This window comes from Companilactobacillus tucceti DSM 20183 (genome assembly GCF_001434665.1).
GTDB lineage: Bacteria > Bacillota > Bacilli > Lactobacillales > Lactobacillaceae > Companilactobacillus > Companilactobacillus tucceti.
The window spans coordinates 34,246-58,822 of the sequence record NZ_AZDG01000009.1 but is presented as its reverse complement, the minus strand read 5'-3'; the positions used below and the strand labels follow the sequence as shown (position 1 = coordinate 58,822).

Genomic DNA, 24,577 nt, shown 5'->3' with positions numbered 1-24,577 from the left:
CAAATTATTTAGTTTTTGAGTGCTTCAATAATATCAGGTTCAATTTTTTCAGGTTTAGTAACTGGCGCATAACGTTTTATCACTTGACCATCACGACCAATCAAGAATTTGGTGAAATTCCATTTGATACGACCATTACCTGCGGTTTCCTTTAAATAAGTAAACAATGGATCCTCGTCTTCACCATTTACTTTTACTTGCTTTGTCATTGGAAATGTCACTCCATAATGCATCTGACAATAGTCACTTGTTTCCTCATCTGAACCTAATTCCTGATGAAATTGATTAGATGGTAACCCCAATACCTCAAAGCCTTGATCGTGATGCTTCTTATACAATCCCTCAATTGCTTCAAGTTGTGGAGCTAGCCCACATTTACTTGCAGTATTAACAATTAATACTACCTTACCTTTATATTCATTAAAGTTGATTTTGTTACCGTTCATTTCTATTTCTGAAAAATCGTAAATAGTTGCCATGGAGATACTCCCTTCTGTAAGAGTGCGACAAAGCATGGTCAGCTTTTGCGCATTAAGGTAAAGGACCCAATCAATCCGATTTTGGATTAATTGGGTCCTTTTTTAAACGAAAAAAACTGTGCTTTATTACACGTCTACGCTACATATTTAAAATATATACTATTCTTTCAATCAATAAAAGATTTTAACCATTTTTATTCAGTAATTGTTTCAACCCATCTATTTAATAAATAGATACTTACTACCGCTTCAATTATAGCTACCAATAAGAATACAGAAACGTTCAATAGGAATGTCCAAAAATCATTTGAGTTACTGATCAACGCCATTGAATTACCAATTTGTTCACTCAAAAATCCGACAACTCTAAGAACTAACCAAATAACTAAGATATACATCACAATATTTAAAACTTTGCGTCCTGTACTAGGTAAAAAGTTACTTGCGGAACGTCCAACTAAGTGAATCAAATTAATTGTTGTCCATCCTAAAACTACCATGGCAATTGTTAATATAAGACCTGTTAGCCCTGCTAATATTCCGTTTGCTGTTGTAAAACGATGCATTAACTTCATATAAGTTATCACTTCTTGAACCGCGTTCCAATTCATTGCAATAACAATTCCATAAAGAATTCCTTCTATCAAAACTACATATAAGAATGAAACCAAAGTAGATGCTAAATTGGCAAGATAGAATTTTGTATCACTGATAGGTATCAAACGATAACTATCACGAGTAAAAGTTGATTCCTGAAGGACTGCCAGGCGAACAAAAGCAAAGATAAATACAAGGGATGACCAAGAAAATACGATGCTAGAAAATGTTTCTGTACTCATATTTCCTGTAATTGCTACCCAAATCGAACTAACTGCAATGGCAATTAAATCGATCAATAGGATAAAATTCATTGATTTGAATCTCTCATTGATAGTAACTTTAAATAATTTTCCAAAACTAGTCATTTGAATCACCTTCCTCATACAAACCTTCATAAAATTCTTCAATACTTTGACCAGCATTTTCACGAATCTCATCAGTCTTTTTATGACAATTAATAGTCTTATCTTTAACAACTACAATTTCATCTAAAATTGGAGCAATTTCAGCAACATAGTGGTCACTAATAATCATTGTTGAATCTTCAGACTTCCATTTGATAATACTATTGATAATTTTCTTACGACTCATACTATCTATTCCACCAAATGGTTCATCTAGTAAATAAAGATCTGCCTTTCGTGCCAGAGTCAAAGTAATTATCAACTTTTCTTTCATACCTTTAGATAAAGTAGAAATTTTAGCAGTTTTATCTAATTGAGAAAACTCTAATAATTCATCAAAACGTTCCTTATCAAAGTCAGCATAGACAGTACTATAGAAATTACGTAGTTTCTCAATCTTCATTCCAGAAGGAAAACCACCTAGATGATCTGTAAAACTAACATAACTTTTTCTCTTTGCAGCTGTTGTCGCGTCTTTAACAGCTATATTGCCGCTTCCATGTGCACTTCCAGTGATAAGTCTCATCAAAGTTGTTTTACCGGCACCATTTTCACCAAGTAAACCAACGATTTTTCCGCTTTCAATTGTTAAATTAACATCATGTAAAATGTTTTTTAAACTATGACTGTAATTTAAGTTATCGATTTTTAGTAAATCACTCATGTTCACCACTCCTATTTTTCATATAATCTTTTAATTCGGCTAAAATTTCATCGTCAGTCAAGTTCAGGGCATGTAACTGTTTGTATGACAGTGATAATTGTTTTGTAACTAATGCTTTTTTTAAATGTTTGATACTATCAATATCTTCTGTGACAAAATTACCCTTGCCTCTTTGAGATATAATTATTTTTTCAGTTATCATTTCAGCAAGTGCTCTTTGTACCGTATTAACATTAGCAGTAACATCGATAGCTAATTGTCTCACCGATGGTAATTTTGCACCAGGAGCTAAAGTGCCAGTGATAATTTTATGATAGAGATAATTTTTTATTTGGTAATAGATTGGAACCTTATCGTCAAAATTCAAAATCATTCTCCTCTCTATTGTTATAGTTCATTAGTACACTATAATACCATTACAAAAAATATGCAAACAATACTGTCTTTTAGGACTCTTAAATGGGTCCTCTTTTTTGGGTTCATTTTTCTTGCAATCAAATAATAACTGTTTAGTATTAAGGGAAATCAGAGGCCTAGTATCATATATGTATATTAAAATACCCATAATCAATTACTTTTATACACATATTCGGCCTTTAGATTTTAAAAAAATTACTATTTAAACATGGTAATAGTTATGGGTGATGACAATGAAAATAACAACATCGCAAAAAGATTATGACCCTATGAGAAAATATATCCACGATGCTTTTTTTGAACGAGGCCATGTTCTTTTAAAAATAAGACAAATAATCATCACGATTCTAGCTTGGATAATAATGATCGTCCCGATTTATTGGACATTGTCATTAACTGTTTTTGCTAATAAAAATATGCAAGGACAACCTTGGTCCGTTCCAGAAGGAAAAGATTTATTTGACTTCTTTGGACACTTTTTAACTGACGCATTCCTTGTTCTAACCATTATTACAGTAGCTTTTACTCTCTATAATAATTACTACACAACCTATCACGTTAAAAAGCATACTATTTACAACGAGAAAAAATTATTTGCTCGTCGCGAAGCTATCAAGGATTTCTATAGTTCAAAATTCGGAGAACGTTATTATCGAAGAAATGAAATTAGATATTATGTAGTAACACCTGAAAATAATTTTGAGATCAAAACCATAGACAAAATTTATAGTAAATTCGAGGACGCTAAATTATGATCAAAACAGGAATCTCAGTTTTTGATTCTGTGGCTAATTTTCTGTTATTGATCTTGATTTCATACCCAATATTAGGTTCATTTTGTTGGATGATCGGAACTATCTGCTATCAATTTCTCTATGCCCACAAAATCAAAAATTACAAACATATAGATAAAAATATTCAACCATTTGTAACGATCATGATCCCGGCTCATAACGAAGAAATCATGATCGAACATACAATCAATTATTTAATGAATGACTTGAATTATTCTAACTATGAAGTATTAGTCATAGATGATGGATCAACAGACCAAACCCCTGAAATACTGAAACATCTGATGTTAAGATATCAAAATTTAAAAGTTATCCGTATCGAAAAGAACCAAGGTAAAGCTCATGCTTTTAATATTGGCATTGCTTTTACTAAAGGGGAATTTATTCTAAGTAACGACGCCGACTCACTACCTGAACCAGACGCTATTTGGAAATATATGAATTACTTTGATACTTCTGAAGGACAAAATATTGCCGCCGTAACGGCCAACACAGATGTTTTAAATCGAGATACGATTATTTCTAAATCTCAAACCGTTGAATTTTCTAGTATCGTTGGCATAATCAAGCGAAGCCAAATTGGTGTTTTTGGAAATATGTACGCTTATAGCGGAGCCAATACAATGTATCGCCGTGACGCTTTGATCGATGTTGGATTATTCAGACAAGATCGTGCAACCGAAGATATTAGTATTGCCTGGGACCATCAAATCAGTGGCTGGTCAACCGTTTTTGCTCCAAATATTGTATTTTATATGAATGTTCCTGACGACTTAAAGAGCTTATACCATCAAAGAAAACTTTGGGCTAAAGGCGGGACAGAAGTTTGGTTAGCAAATTTTTGGAAAATATTCCTCCATCCTCTAAAATACATTCGCCAAATAGCATTTTTAGTAGATCAAACCTTTAGTACCGTCTGGTCATTTTTCTATTTCATAAGTTTAATGCTTTTTCTAGGATCATTAGTCGGCTTCATTTTTACTGGAAATCTAGAACAAGTGATTTTCTTATTTGCAATGTCATTTGTATTTCTAACCTTTGAAATGATAGCCGGAGTTATGCAATTAGCCGCAGCTTTAATAATTGATGGTAAAGCAGCCAAGTTTAAATATCTAATGTTCATGCCTTTTTATTCATTAGTCTATTGGCAAGTAAATGCACTTTCTGTAGTTACAACCTTTATACCAGCAATAAAAACCATTATGGGATATGGACAAGGTACTTGGAAAAGCCCTGAACGTCATATGAAAAGGAAATAGAGCTGTAGAGAGCGTCAAAAAACACGCTCAGCCTTCGAGCATTAAGGCAAACACCCTCATCAATCCGAATGGATTGATGAGGGTGTTTGTTTTAAGCGGAAAAGGCTGTGTTTTTTGACGCGTTTAAGCTGCATGTTTAAGGTAAAAGTTGTGTTTCTTGTCGCGTTTAAGGAAGATCATTACTCATTAATAAACTTCTGTTGGATCTCTTCAAGTGTCAAACCACGTGTTTCTGGAACACATTTATATGCAAAGAACCAAGCAATAACATTAAATATCGCAAAAATTATAAAGGTTAAACTTGGACCCATAGTGGAATTCATAATTGGGAATACATACCCAACTACAAAGTTTGATATCCATAAGAAGAATGTTGCAGCTCCCATTCCCAATCCACGAATATGTTGTGGAAATATTTCAGAAAGCAAAACCCAGACTAGTGGTGATATTGCTCCTTGGAAAAAGGCCATAAATGTCATCAAACAAATAATTACACCATAAGGAAGCATTGCTGAATTCAAAACATGAGATAGTATTACTAAAGTAATCAATGAAACTGTTGTGCCAGCAATACCGGTCAACATGTATTTACGACGATTCAATTGAGTTATCAAGTGCATACTTACAATTGTTGCAATGACCGCTACAATACCGTTACCAATATTGGCGATCATCGAAGAACTCTTTGTAAATCCAGCTTGATTCAATATACTGGTTCCATAATACATCATGATATTCACACCAATAAATTGTTGCATAATACCTAATCCGGCACCTATTACGACTAGGCGACGAATCCAAGGTTTTCTAAGTTCTTTAACTGGTTTTATTTTTTCAGTATTTTTATTCATTATAGAATGAACAGTTCTAAGCTCTCTTCTGCCATCACTTTCGTCTCTTCTAATAGTTGACAAAATTTTGAGAGCTTCTTCATCTCTGCCTTTAAGAACTAACCAGCGCGGAGATTCTGGTAAAAATTGCATTCCAATAAACAAAGCAGTAGCTGGAATCATTCCAAATCCCAACATATAACGCCAAATATGTGGAACATTTACAAAATTAGCAAATAAGGCGTTAACAACGAAAGCTAACAACTGACCAGTAACGATCATAAACTCATTTTGAGTAACTAATTGTCCTCTAAGATCAGTCGTAGCAATTTCGGATAGATAAGTAGGTACAACTACTGAAGCACCACCTACTCCTAAACCAACAATAATTCTAAAGAAAATAATAGAGATAACATTTGGCGCTATTGAACATCCCAAGGTTCCAAAGAAGAATAGAATTGCCAAAATAATAATCAGGCGTTTTCTTCCAGCCTTATCTGATAGATGTCCTGAAACAATAGCCCCAAAAGCAGCTCCTAAAGTGACACTACTTGTTACTAATCCCTCATTTGATGGGGATAGATTTAATTCCTTTGGACTAGCCATATAGCTAATGGCACCATTAATGACACCAGTATCAAAACCAAATAGTAGTCCACCAATAGTTGCTACACTAGCAATTCCTTTCAGTTTTCGGACAACATTGTCATTGTCATCTGAAGTCTCATCTTCGATATTTATCGCGTTTTCTTCTCTCATTCAACCACCTCTGAAAATATTTAAAACAAAAAGAAAACTTGAATATAGTAATTAAATCAACAAAAAAACAGCCTACCTAAATATGCTGTTTTCTTGCAGTCTTTCCAACTACCACTATTTTCACCCTAACACTAATTTGTGATCAGCGCACGGATATCCAATTTTAAATACCTGTTTCAAACTTAAAAGTCTTATCTTCAATTGTAATACGATTTCTTCCAGACTTCTTAGATTGATATAAATAATGATCGACACGTCTAAATAAATCTTTGATATCTTTATCCGTCGATACAAGTTCTGAAACGCCAAAAGAAACTCTAACGTTTAACTCATTACCATCATAATATAATGGATCATTTATCAACTGATTTCTAATAGAACGAATGATTTTTGAAGAGTCATCAACATTCATCCCTTTAAAAATCACAACGAATTCCTCTCCGCCATATCTAAACAATTGTCCTTTTGATGTCTGTTTGAACAATTGATGATGGAATACCTCAGCAACATGACGCAATACTTTATCACCTGCTGAATGACCATATTTATCATTAAAATCTTTAAATTTATCAATATCAAACATTCCCATTGTTAAAGGAGCACTGTTTTCTTTACTATAAACTTTAAAAATTTCGTCAATAGTTTCATCAAAGTTAGCCCTATTTCTTATACCTGTTAACTCATCATAGTTAACTTTTCTAGACATAATATTGTAGTCATTGAATGATGTTCTGATCCATTTTGAAAACAATCTAATGATCCACATGTAAATAACAAATCCAATTATCATATAAATCGTCTTTAATGGAGAGAATTTATAAATAGACCAGATCAAGATCCACCAAATTCCACCATAAATTATTTGTAACGCTAGGTATTTCCATTCTGTACTTATAATTGTATTTTTATTAAAAGCAATGTAAATGACAGTTATTGCCATAGCAATCAAAATTGCAATAAAGAAAATATTGAATCCCATATTACCAGATGATAAATGGTGTCCAAAAATGTAAAGTGGAGCCAAAATATTTACCGCATCAATAAAGTGATTTTGCATCGTGTATAGACAATAAAGTAATAAAGTCATTTGAGTTGTTGCATAGAACCAATTAGTTGAACTTCCAGCATTTATAGCTTTAAAAATGTGCTGAACCAAAATCATTCCTACAACAAGAGCAGCTACTTCAATAAATCCAAGAAGCATAATAAACGATTTTTTAGTATGCCTTCTAGATAGATCCTCAAAATAATATGACATAAAAGTTAAAATCGTAATCAAACCAACTGTTATCAAGCCAATAATAATTGCATTGATATTAGCATCTATGTTTAAAAGTCTTTGAAAAGTACCAGCTTCTAGCTGTGTTGTCATTCCGTACCTCTAAATTTATTTTTTAAATTAAACTAACTGCTGAGCAGTCAATTACAAGTATACTACATGTTTTTAAAATAATTATATTTATAAAGGCGGTTATGACATATATCGTGTGTTTCTGAGTTTTTATAGCCTAAACGTGTAAAAAAAAGCTGCAACCTCCACATAGTCTAAAACCACGAACGATTGATAGTGCCAATCATTCGTGGTTCTAGGCTACGCTCCGGTGGCAAAACGCCTTTTTTTACACTCTCTAATAATGATGTGGTTCATGCTTAATTTCATGTGAAACATGTCCTAACATAGCATTTACCATTTCTAAAATATGGGGATCATCTAATTTATAATAGACGTGTTTACCTTTTTTTATTCTAGATACTAATTGGTATTGATGGAGCATGGCAAGTTGGCGTGATACCAAGGGCTGTGGCAAATTTACTTCTTCTACGATACTACTTACATCTGCCTCATTATTTTCTAAAAAATACAAAATCTTAATACGACCACTATTACTTAAAACTTTATATATTTTAGCCGCCTCGTTTAATAGCGCATCACTTACTTCCATCTTCAATTACCTCTTAATTAAAATAATGCAATCAAATGACTGATCAGACCACTATCCCAGAAGACATACAATCCAATTATAATGTAGCAAAACTTCATCAATTTTTCTCCGTGGGCAGTCATTACATTTGCAACCATTGGAATATCAGCAATTAATTTAACGACCAAAACTACAATAATTGTCAATATGCCAATAAATACTAACGTCAAAGCAAAGTTTAGCATAGTTTCACCTACCAAGACAGGTAAGAAAATCGATAAATTGCATCCAGCACAAACTGACAAGTATGTGATCAAAACACTTAAGACAGGTGACTTACTAGTTCTATCATTAGAGTCATCATCATCTTTTCTCAAGGCTAAATAAATAGGTAAAAATCCCAATAATCCCAGGATCCACTCTGGCAAAAATAGTAACAAAGCTTTACCAACAAAAAAGCTTGCTGTAAGTAAAATAATATTTCCTAATAAATACCCCAAAATAACCTGCGTTAAGCGATACTTCTTTAATAGAAACAACAGCATAAAAAAGAAATCCAAGTTAACACTTATAAAGGTTAATGTTAAAATCCCGAAATTCATAATATCCTCCTTTTTGAATACGTATATCATATTACACATATGTTATATGTCAATAAAAAATTAGCTCCATAATCTAAAATCGATTACAGAGCTTTAATTTGATAGTAAAAGGTTTGAATATCTTTTGTCTTCGTTACTCTTATTTGGAAGAGACTAATGACATTTGAATTTCTAATCCTAATCCACGAGCATATCTATTCAATGTAACTAGTGTTGGCATTGAGTCCATACGTTCGATTTTTGCTAGTTGAGGTTGTTGCATACCAATTCTATCGGCTAATTCCTTTTGAGTAACTCCAAGTTTTATCCGACTATCATGCAACTTTGATAAAGTGGTTACCACTTTCATCTCATCTTCATTAATGCTACTAGTCTTATCTTTTATATTATCCCATACGATCATTAGTCTTTCTCCTTTCAATCAATAAAAATTAAGCATCTTTAACAGCTGGTTCACGACTTCCTAATCTTACTTTTTCAACTTCATGTACGCTTTCTTCTAAGTCTTGTTCCTTAAATCCAAAGAAGTAAGTACATGTAAATGAAACTATTAAAGCAGCAGCAGAAGCAATTAAGAATCCTGTAAAGCTACTATCGATTCCTTTTGGATTGATAAATGAAGCAAATCCGATAAGTGAGCCGGCAAATCCCCACATATCAACGTGAAGTAAACCTGTTAATAAACCACCAATGGCTCCACCGATATTGGCTGTCCAAAAGATTCTGCCATATTTCAAATTAATACCATACATTGCAGGTTCCGTTATACCAGCAAAAGCTGAAATTGTAGCAGCACCGGCAATTTGTTTCATAGCAACATTCTTTCTTGTTTTAAAGAATACAGCCATAACGGCGGCACCTTGAGCAACCATTGTTGCTGATATAATAGCATTCAACGCACTATGACCCGTTGTAGCAATCTGATTAGCAACGACTGGAATAACAGCCCAATGTAATCCAAAGATAACCAAACATTGATAAAATCCACCTATGATCAATCCCGAAATAGCAGGACTAAAGTTAAGTAACGCTACGATTCCCATAGCTAAATATGAACTCATTAATGTAATAACTGGTCCAACTACTATTAAAATAATTGCACTAACTACAAACACTTCAACAAGTGGACTTACAATCATTCTAACTGTTGCTGGAATATGTTTCTTTAACCAAGGTTCAATAATTGATGCCATCCATGCAGCAGCAATCATTGGAAAGATCGAATATGTATAATTTGCGACATGAATTGGAATACCAAAGAAATCCGCATTCATAGTCATTTGAACTGAACTAGTTTTTGAAGCTAATTGAACTAATGTTGGATATGCTAGAACTCCACCGATAACTCCAACAATTATCTGATTTGCGCCTAACCTTTTAGCGGCTGTAAATCCAACTAAAATAGGCAAGAAGTAGAATACTGAATCTCCCATTGCATTAATTATCATATAAGTACTGCTTGTATTAGATAACCATTTTGCTGAAACAATCAACGATAATAATCCTTTTAGAATACCTGAGGCAGCCAACAATCCAATTACCGGCATCATACTAGCCGTTATAACGCCAATCAATGAACTAAAATAGTATTTTGTTTTAGGCCATATTCCCTTAGGAGCTGGTTCCTTTTGTGCTTTTGATTCATTATCGTTAGTGCCAATTCCTGGTCCAAGTTGAGAAACAACTGCATCAAAAACATCTTCTACCGCAGGTCCAATAACAACTTGATATTGACCTCCAGCTTTAGCAACATCAAGAACTCCATTTAAATTCTTAATGATTTCATCATTTGCTTTTGATTCATCTTTTAAATAAAAGCGTACACGAGTTATACAATGGATAACATTATCAACGTTACTAGCGCCACCGACATTTTTTATAATATTTTTAGCAAGTTCATCAAAGTCCACTTTTTTCTTACTCGCACCGTTGTTATCTGATTCATTTTCTCCTTTAGCCAATAGACTGACGGTAGCAGCCTTATTGCCGGCTTCAACTTCACCTACGTGAATATCGATTTCTTTGAGGACCATTGCTGTATTAGTAATAGCAACAATGACATCAGTTATTTTCCCTGCATTTTTAATTTGATCAATATCCATAGTGGCAATTTGTTGTCCAGCCTCTATGTGGTCTCCTTCTTTAATCAAAATATTAAAGGGTTCACCATCTAGTTCAACTGTATCAACACCCATATGAAGTAAAATTTCCATTCCATCATCAGTATCAATTCCAATTGCGTGTTTAGTGCTGGCAATCAAAACCACTTTACCTGAAACTGGAGATACGATTTTACTATCATTAGGCAATATACCAAAGCCTTCACCCATAGCTTTTTCGGAAAACATTGGATCGTGAACATCAGAAATATTCACTAGATTTCCCCCTACTGGGGCTAGCATATTCATAGTGTTGCTCATGTTTAAACACCTCCTAGCTCTTGTTTACAAATATAAGATACTATAATTAAAAGATGTTTAAACATTATATTAGGATAATTATTTTTATGAATTTTGCAATATATGTTTAAACATATAAAAAAGACCTCATATAAATGAGATCTTAAATAAAAATAACTATGCTACTGTGACTCTCATACGCCCATTACGCTTTGAATAATATAAGTTTTGGTCAACACGATTATAGAAATCCATTGAAGTTTTATCATCTGAAGTCAATTCAGATACCCCAACAGATATCGAAACACTTACGGGCTTTACTCCAGAATGAATTTGCAAATGATTTATCGCTATAAAGATTTGATTAACAATTATTTTCGTATCATTAACCGTATATCCGGGGAAAACAACATTGAATTCCTCACCACCAGTACGGTAAAACAAAACCTTACTATCATTGGCATCTAAAACGGTTTGTACGACTGAAGAAACTTGTTGCAATACATGGTCACCCGTTAAATGTCCGTATGTATCATTAATATTTTTAAAATGATCAATATCAAACATCATCATCGACAAAGGCCGCTCTTTTTTAACACTATCACTAAAGAGACATTCAATATCATCTTTATAGGCCGCAAAATTACCTGTTTGAGTCAAAGCGTCGTGACTAGCAAACTTTTCCAATTGTAGTTTTACTTCAGAATCATGAGATAACATCGTTATGTAAATGTATAACAGTGCTTCAAAAATGGTCATGTATAACCATTCTTGCCAAAATGTAGACCAGGTGAAGTTAAACTTAAATTTCATCCAAGTCCACAATGGACCTCCATATCCAATTACAGTAATCATATAAACAAAGGGTTCGATTTTTAGATTATGGAATCTAAGTCGAACAAAATTGAGTGTCCAGAAAAATGCCATCAAAGTTATCGCATGGCCCCAAGATTGCCAGTACCCTAACGATTGATTAAATACCATATAAACTAAAACGATTGGACCGAAAAAGTAGTATGGAACATGGATATTTAAGAAGTATGCACAAAATGTAATTGCTAATAACTGAAAATTCATAAACTGCCACGATGTACTTTTACCAACTACTAACGTTTGAATACTGAATACAAACACTAGCATGTAGAGAACACCATACCATCCATTAACAAGGTCATCCGAAACGTCCATATGTCGTGAATGTACCCAAGAAATAATCCAATTATAAGTAACCCAATATAAAGTAAAGACACCTAGTATAAAGAAAACACTCGTTACAAAAGGTGGTAATTGCCAATCAGACCACGTCATTATTACCCTTCCTCTTATCATTAATTTAATATTATATATACAATTAGCACGATAAGTCTTATGATAGGCTACTTGAGTTTAGAAATAAAGTGTCCTATTTGACATCTATTTTTGATAAATAAACACTATTTCATTTTCACCAGAGTGATCAGGTGAATATTTCCAGTCAGGATCAGAAAACTTTTTTATTTCTTCAATATGTTCAACTTTATTTTCAGCCATGAAACGAACCATTTCACCACGTGCCATTTTAGCCAATGTGGCTTTAGTTTTTAGCTTTCCATTTACGATACTTCCAAAAACAATTGTAACGAATTTTTGATTTGGTGATAGAAATGGCGTTATAGCTTTTGAATATTCTTTTGAAGCTAAATTAACAATTGGTTCTTCATTATTCGACAAAGCCCGATAAATTTGTTCTCCCCAAAAACTATAAAGATTTTTAGCTCCAGCAACTTTAATTCGAGATTGCATCTCTAAACGATACGGCACTATACCATCAAATGGGCGTAATATTCCATAAAATCCTGATAATATTCTCAAATTATCTTTAACGTAGTCAAGTGCAGATTCAGTAAAAAGATCTGGTGCCATGTATTGATATTGAATACCACTAAAAGCTATCAATGCAGGTGTCAGATGCTTGTTTATATCAAGTTTTTGAAGCCACTCATAGTTTTCCTTGGCCAATTTATCACTACACTGCCAAAGTCTTTTTGCTTCTATATAAGTTAATTTTTTCATTTCAGCCAAAATTATTGCGGTTTTTTCCAGATACTGTGGCAAATCCTCATAATTAAAAGTATCTGTATCTACAACCATCTTTTTGGCAGGCGCTATTATTATTTTCATGATTTTATTTTAGACGAAAAAGGCGACTGTGACATAATTTTTTATTCGTTACCTAAATGTGCAACTCAGCATAGCTTTTTATGCTTAATACAAATAGGAACGAATTCACCTTTTATCTTTATCCTCAAACTTGCTACTTAAACGTGCAACTCAGCATAGCTTTTTCCGCTTAATACAAATATGGACAGTAATCCGTTGGATTACTGTCCTTATTTGCCTTAATGCTCGAAAGCTGGGCATGCTGAGTTGCACTCTTATTCTTCAGCGGCAAGTTTTTCACTTTTTACTTGTGCTGCTAATCTCTTATTACCATGATGCAAATCAACAACTGTCCAAACTAACAATGCCAATACGGCAATAATTAGAATGTAAGCAATAATTTTTGAGGCATCTACATCACCTGCTGTTGGGTGATCACCGAAGAATGCCAAAATTTGATCAGGCAAACTTATAAGGTTCAATATTGTTAATCCGATAACTGATAACCAACCTAGAACCTTGACCCATAGGCTATTCTTGAATCTGTTACCCATTTCCATAGCACTATCTGTCATCATCAATAATGGCAACATTGAAAATGGTAAAGCGAAAGCTAGGAATACCTGTGAATTATTCATTAAGTTATTCAATGCTGTATGTTCGTCAACTGCACTCTTTCCACTAGTCAACATAACACAGATCAAAACTGGAATAACTGAGATCAAACGTGTAACTAATCTTCTCAACCAAAGAGGCATCTTCATGTGGACGAAACCTTCCATGATAACTTGTCCTGTAAGTGTACCTGTAATAGTTGAATTTTGACCAGATGCCAATAAGGCAACGGCAAATAGTGTTGATAAAATACCTGATTTGGCAACGCCAATTAAAATTCCATTACTTAATGTAGAAGTATCTGACAATGCTTCATATAATCCAAAGAATGAAGGGTCTTTAACAGCACCTGTCTTAAATACGGCAACACCCATGATCAATAGCAAGGCATTAACGAAAAATGCGGCCGTTAATTGAATATTTGAATCCCAAGCTGAAAACTTAACGTTTCTAGCAACAGATTCTTCATCATTATGATCAACTTTACGTGTTTGTGAAATAGCTGAATGCAAGTATAAATTATGAGGCATAACAGTAGCACCAATAATACCTAAAGCACCACTTAATGGAGTCATACCAGCAATCTTTTCACTAGTTGAAAAGGTTCTTGATGTTGGAATCAATCCACCGAATACTCCACTCCAATCAGGGTTTGATAAAGCGACTTGATATACGAATACGAATAAAATGACTAAAATCAAGCAAACAACAATTGCTTCGATTTTTCTGAATCCAATTTTTGTTAATAATAGCAAAACTAAAACATCTAAAACGGTAATGAATACCGCGATAACTAATGGTATGTGGAATAACAAGTACAAAGCAATTGCGGCACCAATAACTTCGGCAATATCTGTCGCCATAATCGCAAACTCTGTTAAAATCCATAAAACGATTCCTAATGCCTTACTCGTTCTGGCTCTAATGGCTTGCGCCAAATCCATACTGCTTACAATCCCTAGTTTAGCTGCCATATATTGTAATAACATGGCAATTAAACTAGAAATTAGAATAACTGACATTAGTAAGTACTGGAAATTTTGACCACCAGTAATTGAAGTTGACCAATTACCTGGATCCATGTAACCAACTGCGACTAGTGCACCTGGTCCTGAATAAGCCAATAATGTTTTTACAAATCCTTTATCCTTTGGTACTGAAACTGTCCCGTTAATCTCTTCTAGAGAAGGACCGTTAGCATATTGGATAAGTTTATGCTTACGTGGAGTTTCGTTTTCCTTTGTCATAAATAATCTCCCTTAGTGCAAATTACGATATTTTATTTTCAACGTACGATCATGATTGAGATTGGTGAATACTTAGCCATGTACGCTGCTTGTGATCCAAAATATTTTCTAATTCCCTTTTTGGATAATGAACCAATAACCAACAAGTCAGCTTCTGTTGCTGGTACAACTTCTTTGACGATAGTTTCACCAGGGTCACCTTCGGCGACAAACATTTCTACACGTTTAACACCTGCATCAAGTGCCACTTGGCGATATTCCTTGATGTGTTCTTCCAACTCTTTACGCTCACCATGAACATAATCTTTGGTTAATGCTTGATAAACATTCATTTCATCATTTTCCAAAATAGAAGTAATTATCATCGTGGAATCATCTTTGATACAACGTCTCATTGCATATCTAAATGCAAGTTGAGCATCTGCTGAATCATCAACACCCACTAGAACTCTATTGAAAGTATTTTTATCTTTTGACATGTTAATTGCTCCTTTCTACGTTTCCCATTCTAGTACAAATTAATAATCTGTAAAGATTTTTTTAGTCCATGCTAATAAAATCTTTTTGATTATTTATCTTGAATTCTAACCTCAAAAGTGATTTAGTCAATCAATTTGCAATATAAGTTTAAACAAGATTGCACTGCAAAACGTTATATATCGGCAGTGTAACTAATAGAAGAAATAATTTCCAGTTCATTTTATTAAAAATTATTTAGCCTGTTAAATATTAATATTAGGTTTAGCTAATTTTATGTTGACAGCTAGATTATCTCAAAATATGCTTAAAGTATTAAAAAATATTCTGGTGATCAATAATGAATGACTTAAATTTTCTGAAATTAATATATGAATTAGGCGGTTTCTTACATCCCGTCAGCAACGGTGCCATAGCAAAGAAAGCCCGTTTGAGTAACGCCTCTGTAACGGAGCGCACAAAGAATATCTATGAAAATACAGAGTTTCTAACATATCGGCGTTATTACGGATCTCAACTTACCAAAAAAGGAATCGAATTACTTAAACCGTATATCCAACAACAAAGATTAATTGAAACTTGGCTAGTAAATAACTTGGATTATTCTTTAAAAGATAGCCATATTGAGGCTGACATATTGTCAACATCCGTAAGTGATAATTTTGTCTCCAGATTAAATAGATATTTAAACTATCCCAAAATTTGTCCACACGGTAATGTCATTCCCAATAATTCTGAAATTATCACCGATGATCCTTTGACATTAACTGATGAACTAAAAAAAGACCAAACATACGTAGTTCAGAGCTTTTCTGAAGATGACTACATATTTGGCCTTTTAGAAACAGTCGATATTAAATTGAATGATTCTATAAAGATATTAGATATTATTGATGGTATTGTGATCATTTATAACTATAGAACTAATAGTAAACAACTATTACCTAAAGTATTAGCTGGTTCTATTAGAATAGTTGAAACTAGTAAAGCAATACTTGAATAAGTACTTATGATTGTTCAATTCCCGCTTGTTTCAATATTTTACTTTCAATTCCATGTTCCAACTCTTTATCATGATGAATCGGAACAGGAACAGTTACATTAGTTGTTGGATTATACATTTTTAAGTGTGAACCTTTTTGGGATTTTTCCACAAACCCATTTTGTCTTAATAACTTAACAATTTTTTGAGGCTTCATTGCCATTTTATTACCTTGAATTCTCGCAATTAGAATTGCGTTATTTCTACTTAATTGTAAATTGTAACACAGCAAAAGAGTGCAACAAAAGTTAGAAATCAAAAACAGGGGCTGTGGTAAAACCATTTTCCCTTAAACATGCAGCATAAACGTGGAACAAAACATAACTTTTTCCGCTTAATACAAATGACTCCAGTAATCCAAAATCGGATTACTGGAGTCATTTGCCTTAATGCTCGAAAGTTGAACATGTTTTGTCCCACTCTCTCCTACTTTACATCATTTTTAATAAATTCATTCGTTGCAACTCGATAATAAACATCCCCATTGATAACTACAACTTTATCTACTTTATAAGCGGCATTAGCTGGTAGTACAACTCCAGTTTGATTGCCACGTTCATCGTAAACGGTAGTTGGTTCGTCAGTAGTTATATTATTATGTACACTTTCGTATTCATAAACTTCTTCGACTGGAACAAATTCATTTGTTGATACACGATAATAATTTCGACCATTTATAACCGCAATTCTGTCAGTTCTCCATTCAGTACTTGGTCTTAAACTTCGACTAACAGGAGCTCCAGTATAATTGATCAAATCACCTTTTTCATTATTATATACTCTAATAAATGTTGGTCCTTGATAAAGATATACATAAACATTGCTTGCTTTAACAAATTCATTTGTCGATACACGGTAATAAAGAACGTCATCTAAAGTATATTCTTCATCACTGAGCCAATCGGTATTTATTCCAAGCATTCTATCAGAAATCAATTTGCCGTCTCTGTTATATAACTTAACCGTCTTAGTTGTAGTACCAACTGTTTGATTCTTCTTGACTATTTTTGCTGAATCATCATTAGAGATATTAGCTACCAAAGGATCTGTATGATTTTTAACTTCATCACCATCACTAATTCCGTCTCCATCTGTATCGGGATTTAGAGGATCAGTGCCATACTTGATCAATTCATCTGCACTAGTTAATCCGTCCTTATCAGGATCAGATGTATAATGGATGATCTTTGGTTCACCAGAATCATCAGTAGTTACAACGGTTGCAGCACCATCTTCATCTGGAAGAATTGCCTTACCTTTAGTAGGATCGATAGTTTGGTTCTCAACTTCTTTGCCATCATCAGATTCACTAACAGTCTTTGTACCTGTTGTAGGGTCATAATTGTAGACAGTCTGTTTATTTCCATCATTGTTCCATTCCTTTGTTACTTTAACAACATTTCCATCTTTATCTTTTTGAGTTATCGTAACATTTCCATCTTTGTCAGTATCTTTACCCAAAACAGTTAATTGTCCGGGAACAATAGTGATATCGTAATTAGGATTGTCACTTGATGCTTTAATATCATATGCACCAACTGTTGTAGCATCAGGTTCTTGATAACTTAAATGTAGACTATTTAATAAATTATTATCGCCGATTCTAGGATTTCTTAATATAGCCTTATTTTCAGGATCGTCTTGACCAACATATACTGTCTGATTATCAACTGTAATAACGATTGGACGCTTTGCAACAGTCAATGTAGCCGTATTAATTGAGTCATCGCCAAAACTATAATTAGGATTTTCAGATTTCAATCTATTTATAGCTACATCAGTCAATTTAATATCGTAACTTCCAGCTTGTAAGTCAGCTTTATTAACGACATTCCCATCTTTTAGAATTTCAAAATCATCTTGGCTGAATGTTGTTTTACCAACGCTAGGTGTGGCTAAAAAACTAGGCTTATCTCCGTAAGTCATCTTTGAATCATTCACTTTTACACTAGCTGATGCTGGTTTGATCGTAAATGTCCCAGGTGTAACTGTAACATCGTAGTTAGCGCTATTAACAGTACCAGTTATGGCGTATGTTCCAACATCAGAACCATCAACACGACTTAATTTAACTCCTAAATCTGAAAGTTTATCGCCCTTTACGAGAACATCGCTAGATTCGTCAGTTAATTTTAATTCTGGATCTTTATCACCATAATTTTTACTACTATCTTCAGCAATTACTGTTACTGGTTTCTTTGTAATACTAAACTTACCTGCTTTGAAAGTAACATTGTAGTTATTATTCAAATCAGATGGATTATCGAGATTAATTGCATAGTCATTAACATTTTCACCAGCGACTCGACTTAATTTAACTCCTAAACTGTCAAGAGTATCACCGTTTACTAATCCATCAGCTGAATCCTTTGTTAAATTGAACTTAGTTGGATCAGTATTTCCATAAACTTTACTACTATTGTCAGCAGTAATTGTAATATCTCTTGGAGTTACAGTGAGTTCTGCTCGTTCTGGGTTATTGAAAGTATAATCAGGATTTGCATCATGAAGTTTGTCTAATGCTTCAGCTTTTAATTTAACAAAGTAAGTTCCACCAACTTGTAAGTTAGTAGTTACGGCGTTTCCGTTTGGATCCACAATTTCATAGTCGCTTTGTTCAAGAGTGTTAGAAACTCCACCGACATTTATATCACTCACAAAGTTAGGTGTATCACCATAAACAACTTTAGTAGGTTCAATTGTGATACTGTCAGCTGTAACAGCAGCAGGCTTGATCGTAAATGTTCCTGAGTTGACTGTGATTTCATAGTTCTTATCCAAATTAGATGAATCGTCTAATTTAATAGCATAAGTTCCGGCATGTTCACCGTCTGCACGTACTAATTTAACACCTAAATCTGAAAGTTCATCACCATTTACAAGTACCTTAGCTGAGTCAGGAGTCAAAGTTAATTCTGGATCAGTTGATCCATAAACTTTACTGTTATCTGCTGCAGTAACTGTAATTGCAAGTGGATTTATTGTAAACGTTCCTGGATTGACTGTGATCTTGTAATTGTCATTCAATTTAGACGACTTATCGAGATTAATCGCATAATCGGATCCAACATCTTCGCCAGTATTACGGACTAAATTAACTCCCAAGTCTTCAAGTGTGTCGCCGTTCACTAATTCATCAGCTGAATTACTTGTTAAAGTGAGCTTAGGCTCATCTGCTCCGTAAGTCTTACTATTATTATCAGCTGTAACAACAATTTCTTTTGGTGTAACGGCTAATGTATTTCCATTAAAGTTATTGAAACTATAATTCTTATTTGCTGAAGTTAATTTGTTTAAAGCGCCATCTGCTAATTTAATAGTATATTGACCATCAACCTTCAAGTCAGTATTTGCCACTTTATTATTATCAGAGTCAAAAATCTCATAATCAGTTGAATCTAAATTATTAGTAAAATCATTAGCTTTAGATGTTCCAGTAAATATAGGAGTATCACCATAAACCACGTCAGTGTGACCGATGTCAAAACTAGCATCTGCCTTTGTAATAGTAAATGTACCTGGAGTTACAGTGATTTCGTAATTAGGGTTCGTTGCCGTTCCACTTATTGCATAATCTCCGACATCATCCCCTGCTACACGTGTTAAATTAACCGTCAAATCAGTTAATTTATCATTATTAACAAGTCGTTTAGCAGAGTCAACAGTCAATGTAAATGTAGGGTCATCGTTGCCGTAAACCTTAGTACTATCAGCCGCTGTCACTGTAATGTTCTTTTTATTGATAGTAAATGTGCCGGGTGTAACTGTAATGTTGTAATTCTTATTTAGAGTTGAAGAAACATCTTTATTTATGCCGTATGTATCAACATCTTCGCCCTTATCACGGCTTAATTTAACACCCAAGCTTGTAAGTGTATCGCCATTTACTAAACCTTTTGCGGAATCATCAGTTAAAGTGAATTCACTTGGATCAGCATCACCATAAGTTTTATGGCTATCCGAAGCTGTAACTGTAATATTCTTTGGATCTACGGTTAATTTTGCCACTTTCGGAGCACTAAATTCATAATTAGAATTAGCGTCGTTAAGAGTCTTTAGTACACCATCTTTTAGTTGGATATTATAATCTTCACCAACTTGGAATTTAGAATCCACTGCTTTACCTGTGGAATCAACAACTTCAAAATCATCTGCTGTTAAATTATCAACTGCATCAGTATGATCCACACTCCAAGCAAATGTTGGTGCATCACCATAAGTTATTGTTTTTGGAGTTATATCGATATCAGCTGGTGCTTTTGCAATCGTGAATGTACCAGGATTTATCGTCACATTATAGTTCTTGCTATCACTAGTACCAGTTATGTCATATGTTCCGACATCTTCACCTTTAACACGCTCCAAAGTCACACCTAAAGCAGACTTAGTGTCATCACCAACAAGAGAACCGTCTTTTATACTGTCAAAAGTAAGTTCTGGATCTTTTTCCCCATAAACTTTACCTAAATTATCAGCTGTTACGGTAACTGGCTTTTTACCAATAATAAAAGTACCTGGTACTACAGTGACATCATAATTTTTAATATCAGAAAGTTTTATTGAAGGATCCATATTAATTGGATATTCACCAGCATCATCACCATGATCCCTAGATAACTTAACGCCAATACTTTCCAAAGTATCACCATTGACTAAGTCGTCAGTAGTGCCAACAAATTCAGGTTCACTATTATCACTATCACCGTACGTTTTACCATATATTCCCTTTGGAACTGTCACAGTCAATGGACGTTTAGTAACTGTTAATTTCCCAGTGTTGAATGTCGTAATAGTATAATTTCCTTTACTTAAATCGGTTTGAGCTTTGTCTGTATATCTAATTGAATAGTCTCCGCCAGCTTGCAATTGGTTAGCTGTGACTACTTTGTTTGCTGCATTATCAAATATTTCCAAATCAGTTGCATCTGTCTTAATCGTATCTACATTGCCACTCAAAACCGGAGTATCTCCATATGCTACTGTTAAATTATTGACATTCGCTTCAACACTCTTTGGATTGATCGTTAAAACGCCGGAAACATAAAGTCCGGCATTATCATTCGTACTCAAGCTCTTTAAGTAAGTACGTCCAGCATCAGTCAGCATTAAAACATATTGACCGACATCTTTTGGAGTAACGGGAGTATCACCTTTACCTGAAGCACCCCAAGTATAAAACTGATAATAATTTGGATTATCTAAGCCTTGAATTTGAGCGGTAGTAGGGGTTCCAAAATCCGGACCAAAACTGACATTAGGGAATCCATTATCATCACCATAAGTTACACTCCATGAGTCAAATGTTGCCAAACTGTTTTGTGCATCCTTATTAGTTGTTTTCAAAGATGTCAGATCATCATTAAAACTGATCAATAAGTTTTTAACGGCTTCCAGGTTTTCATAGCCAGTTTGTCCATCGTTATAAATATCTGTAGCGGCGGTATCTGTCTTGCCTTTTTCAAAAGCGGCTTTAGCTTGCCCGTTTTTATCAGAAACTTCTTCATAAATATTAACAACTGATTGTAATAATTTATCAGCGGCTGCTTTTTGAGCCGTAGTTAGGCCTGACAAACCAACAAAAGTATCATACATGGTTTGAGCTTGTTGTTTATAATCGTCAGCTTTAGTTTGATTAGCGGTAGCTTGTTGTTCCCAATAATCTAAAGTGGCAGTAGTTGGTAAAAGAATACTATCGACACTTTGAGGTTTTGTACTATCTAGAGAATCGGTTGCATTAGCGTTACCAACATCTGACCAATAATAATCATCACTATTAATAGCAGTTTTTCCACCACTAGCTACAGCATTGCCCTTAGAATCCTGGTAAGCTTGTTTATCTAAAGTATCAGAAATTGATTGACCTGTTCCGACGGTAGCATTATCTACAACGGATTTACCGTCAACTGTTTTACCTGTTCCAGTGTAATAATGTCCTACTGGATTAGCCGTACCTGTAGTCGTTGATGTATCTGTATTAGTTGTACCTTGATCAATTGGTAAAACATCGTCGGCTATTGCCTGACCATCAGCGGGTTTATTTAAAATAACCGATGTAGGTGTATATCCTGGAATTTGAACCAGAATCGGTTTACCGTCAACTGCCACTACTGTCACTGGATCTAATCCACTAATAGGCTTTTTAGTTGTGGAATCAACGGGAGTGACCTTCGCTTTAAAAGCCAATCTCACCGGAACTGTCATCTGCTGATTATCAGCATCCGTAACTGTATAACTATAGTAAGTACTATCTGCAATACCATCCTCGTCCTTGATAACGTGGACCGTTCCGTTATTATTTGAAACAACTTTGCTACTATCGATCACATAAACATTACCAGCTGAATCTGTTGGTATAACCGCTACTAATGAAGGATCAACTTCACCATCTGCAACGGCACGATCTGCAGCAGCTTGAGTTGAGAAAATTGAAATAGTATCACCGATATTGGCGACAGCTTTAACGTTTGTTTTATCTAATAAAGCTCCTTGATCCGCTGAATCAACCAAATTAATTGTTAATGGAATCGTCTTAGGTGTATAACTAAAGCTACTTATTTTAGCAGAATAATCATTCAAGCTACCACCGGTTGAAGCGGCAACTGAAAGTGAATAACCAGTACTGATATCATCAATGTGGCGACTAAAAGATGTTCCGTTTAATGTAACAGTTAACATTTGTGTGGAAGCATCGTAGTGCATTGTAAAATCATTAACTGGTTGTGAACTACGAGTTAGTCCCAAGTTACTAGATGACTGAACATCCCCAGTATTGGTACTTTGCAAACTACCAGATGAATCAGTTGTTCTCCAACCTATATATGGATAGTTATAACTATATGTACTAGGATCATTAAAGTTGCTATTATAATATTCATCAAAAACAAATCCAAAGGCATTACTCAAACCACCAAGGCCTAATTGTCCACCAGAGCCACCTTTAGTAGCTTCAGCAGGATCTCCTGGTGCAAAGATAAAGCCAACACTGTCAGCACCACCGGAACTTTTACTACCAATACCTAAAGCTCCTGACATATCAAAATTATGTCCAAAATCGATTTCATGTTCGAATGAAACGTGAGCAGACTGGTGTCCTGATATAGAACTTGATCTGCCAGGTGAAGAATAATACTGATGATCCCCAAGTGTTGTAAGGTCAACAGAACCATCAGAACCAATTTGAATATTGTGTGTGTTATCAGCAGCATCAGAATCCGAATCCCCGCCATCTCTATTTTCAACGTTAGCGGTAAAGTGCCCTGCAATTTGATCAGATGTTAGATTAACAGTCGATGTGTCAGCACCGACACTAACATTTTGATTCTGGGATAAAACTGGGTACTTAGTTGCATTCGTACTATCTTGTGTTGTACTGCCCTGTTGTGTTTGCGCAGTAGCTTGTGCTACCGGTTGATTTTTTGAGGTATTACTTGTTGTATTAGATGTACTTTCGGTCGTATCACCAGCGCTATCTCCTGTTGGCACCGGTGACTCCGCAGCACTATTTGACATAGTAGTTTGTGTTGTTACAGCTGATGCATGGGCATCAACGACTCCCATACTTTCAGCAATCGCAAATACTGAAAAGCTTACTAGTAAACCACCAAATATTCTCGTCTTGATTTTCCAACCGGTGTGTCCCTTATATAATATGAATCTCTTCTTAACATCACCGTTGGTCACTTTTTGTCTCAAAGTTTAGATCCCCTTTTAGATCAATTATTAGATATAATCGATTTATCTCTATTTTCCCTGAATTTAACTTCGACATTATGACAATTTCGTGTTTGTAAGTTCCTCAAATTATATTTAAAACTAATAGTAAAACTATAACCTCACTTTCCTTTAAATAACTGTCAGCAAAGGTTTTACTGGCCTTTTCATAAAAATAATTATAACGTCTATAATATAGTTCAACAGTTGGATATATT

The 24,577-nt window shown here is 34.3% G+C and carries 19 protein-coding genes; 3 read left to right on the top strand and 16 right to left on the bottom strand.

Annotated elements, in window-relative coordinates:
* Positions 1 to 8 precede the first annotated feature (8 nt).
* The 4 genes from FC72_RS05285 to FC72_RS05270 all read right to left on the bottom strand — a co-directional run bounded on the left by FC72_RS05285 (position 9) and on the right by FC72_RS05270 (position 2,514).
* Entirely contained in the window at positions 9 to 479 is a 471-nt protein-coding gene (locus FC72_RS05285) for a glutathione peroxidase (protein WP_057765525.1), read from the bottom strand.
* Between the two features lie 194 nt (positions 480 to 673).
* Positions 674 to 1,444, bottom strand: coding sequence for a hypothetical protein (locus FC72_RS05280; protein WP_057765524.1), 771 nt, complete (start codon positions 1,442 to 1,444; stop codon positions 674 to 676).
* On the bottom strand, positions 1,437 to 2,147 hold the full coding sequence (locus FC72_RS05275; protein ID WP_057765521.1) for an ATP-binding cassette domain-containing protein: 711 nt from the start codon (positions 2,145 to 2,147) through the stop codon (positions 1,437 to 1,439). The genes FC72_RS05280 and FC72_RS05275 overlap by 8 nt, the downstream gene beginning before the upstream one ends.
* Complete coding sequence (locus FC72_RS05270) at positions 2,140 to 2,514, bottom strand: GntR family transcriptional regulator (RefSeq protein WP_057765519.1); 375 nt, start codon at positions 2,512 to 2,514, stop codon at positions 2,140 to 2,142. The genes FC72_RS05275 and FC72_RS05270 overlap by 8 nt, the downstream gene beginning before the upstream one ends.
* 283 nt (positions 2,515 to 2,797) lie before the next feature.
* On the opposite strand from FC72_RS05270, the gene FC72_RS05265 reads away from it, so the two are divergent.
* Together FC72_RS05265 and FC72_RS05260 are read left to right on the top strand one after the other, a co-directional pair.
* Complete coding sequence (locus tag FC72_RS05265; RefSeq protein WP_057765517.1) at positions 2,798 to 3,319, top strand: hypothetical protein; 522 nt, start codon at positions 2,798 to 2,800, stop codon at positions 3,317 to 3,319.
* Complete coding sequence (locus FC72_RS05260) at positions 3,316 to 4,617, top strand: glycosyltransferase family 2 protein (RefSeq protein WP_057765515.1); 1,302 nt, start codon at positions 3,316 to 3,318, stop codon at positions 4,615 to 4,617. The genes FC72_RS05265 and FC72_RS05260 overlap by 4 nt, the downstream gene beginning before the upstream one ends.
* A 179-nt stretch (positions 4,618 to 4,796) precedes the next feature.
* Here FC72_RS05260 and FC72_RS05255 read toward each other — a convergent pair whose 3' ends face one another.
* The 10 genes from FC72_RS05255 to FC72_RS05210 all read right to left on the bottom strand — a co-directional run bounded on the left by FC72_RS05255 (position 4,797) and on the right by FC72_RS05210 (position 15,609).
* On the bottom strand, positions 4,797 to 6,206 hold the full coding sequence (locus FC72_RS05255) for a sugar porter family MFS transporter (RefSeq protein WP_057765513.1): 1,410 nt from the start codon (positions 6,204 to 6,206) through the stop codon (positions 4,797 to 4,799).
* Between the two features lie 163 nt (positions 6,207 to 6,369).
* Complete coding sequence (locus FC72_RS05250) at positions 6,370 to 7,578, bottom strand: GGDEF domain-containing protein (protein WP_057765511.1); 1,209 nt, start codon at positions 7,576 to 7,578, stop codon at positions 6,370 to 6,372.
* Between the two features lie 256 nt (positions 7,579 to 7,834).
* Positions 7,835 to 8,149, bottom strand: coding sequence for an ArsR/SmtB family transcription factor (locus FC72_RS05245; RefSeq protein ID WP_057765509.1), 315 nt, complete (start codon positions 8,147 to 8,149; stop codon positions 7,835 to 7,837).
* 17 nt (positions 8,150 to 8,166) lie between these two features.
* A complete protein-coding gene (locus tag FC72_RS05240; RefSeq protein WP_057765508.1) occupies positions 8,167 to 8,730 on the bottom strand; it encodes a cadmium resistance transporter in 564 nt (187 codons plus the stop codon).
* A gap of 139 nt (positions 8,731 to 8,869) precedes the next feature.
* Positions 8,870 to 9,133, bottom strand: coding sequence for a helix-turn-helix domain-containing protein (locus FC72_RS05235; protein ID WP_057765506.1), 264 nt, complete (start codon positions 9,131 to 9,133; stop codon positions 8,870 to 8,872).
* A 28-nt stretch (positions 9,134 to 9,161) separates the two neighbouring features.
* Positions 9,162 to 11,150: a PTS sugar transporter subunit IIABC gene (locus FC72_RS05230; RefSeq protein ID WP_057765504.1), complete on the bottom strand. Its 1,989-nt coding sequence runs from the start codon at positions 11,148 to 11,150 to the stop codon at positions 9,162 to 9,164.
* Positions 11,151 to 11,306: 156 nt separating this feature from the next.
* Entirely contained in the window at positions 11,307 to 12,437 is a 1,131-nt protein-coding gene (locus FC72_RS05225; protein WP_057765502.1) for a GGDEF domain-containing protein, read from the bottom strand.
* A gap of 105 nt (positions 12,438 to 12,542) precedes the next feature.
* A complete protein-coding gene (yaaA, locus tag FC72_RS05220; RefSeq protein WP_057765500.1) occupies positions 12,543 to 13,289 on the bottom strand; it encodes a peroxide stress protein YaaA in 747 nt (248 codons plus the stop codon).
* Positions 13,290 to 13,543: 254 nt separating this feature from the next.
* The gene (locus FC72_RS05215; protein WP_057765497.1) at positions 13,544 to 15,130 is read right to left on the bottom strand and encodes an Nramp family divalent metal transporter; all 1,587 of its coding nucleotides are present in this window, start codon (positions 15,128 to 15,130) and stop codon (positions 13,544 to 13,546) included.
* Positions 15,131 to 15,168: 38 nt separating this feature from the next.
* Positions 15,169 to 15,609 (bottom strand): universal stress protein, encoded by a 441-nt coding sequence (locus tag FC72_RS05210; RefSeq protein ID WP_057765495.1) that lies wholly within the window; start codon positions 15,607 to 15,609, stop codon positions 15,169 to 15,171.
* Between the two features lie 338 nt (positions 15,610 to 15,947).
* On the opposite strand from FC72_RS05210, the gene FC72_RS05205 reads away from it, so the two are divergent.
* On the top strand, positions 15,948 to 16,610 hold the full coding sequence (locus tag FC72_RS05205) for a metal-dependent transcriptional regulator (RefSeq protein ID WP_057765493.1): 663 nt from the start codon (positions 15,948 to 15,950) through the stop codon (positions 16,608 to 16,610).
* A 4-nt stretch (positions 16,611 to 16,614) separates the two neighbouring features.
* On the opposite strand, the gene FC72_RS05200 is transcribed toward FC72_RS05205, so the two are convergent.
* Together FC72_RS05200 and FC72_RS05195 are read right to left on the bottom strand one after the other, a co-directional pair.
* Positions 16,615 to 16,812, bottom strand: coding sequence for a type II toxin-antitoxin system HicA family toxin (locus FC72_RS05200; protein WP_057765491.1), 198 nt, complete (start codon positions 16,810 to 16,812; stop codon positions 16,615 to 16,617).
* 263 nt (positions 16,813 to 17,075) lie between these two features.
* The gene (locus FC72_RS05195; protein ID WP_057765489.1) at positions 17,076 to 24,341 is read right to left on the bottom strand and encodes an MBG domain-containing protein; all 7,266 of its coding nucleotides are present in this window, start codon (positions 24,339 to 24,341) and stop codon (positions 17,076 to 17,078) included.
* Positions 24,342 to 24,577 lie beyond the last annotated feature (236 nt).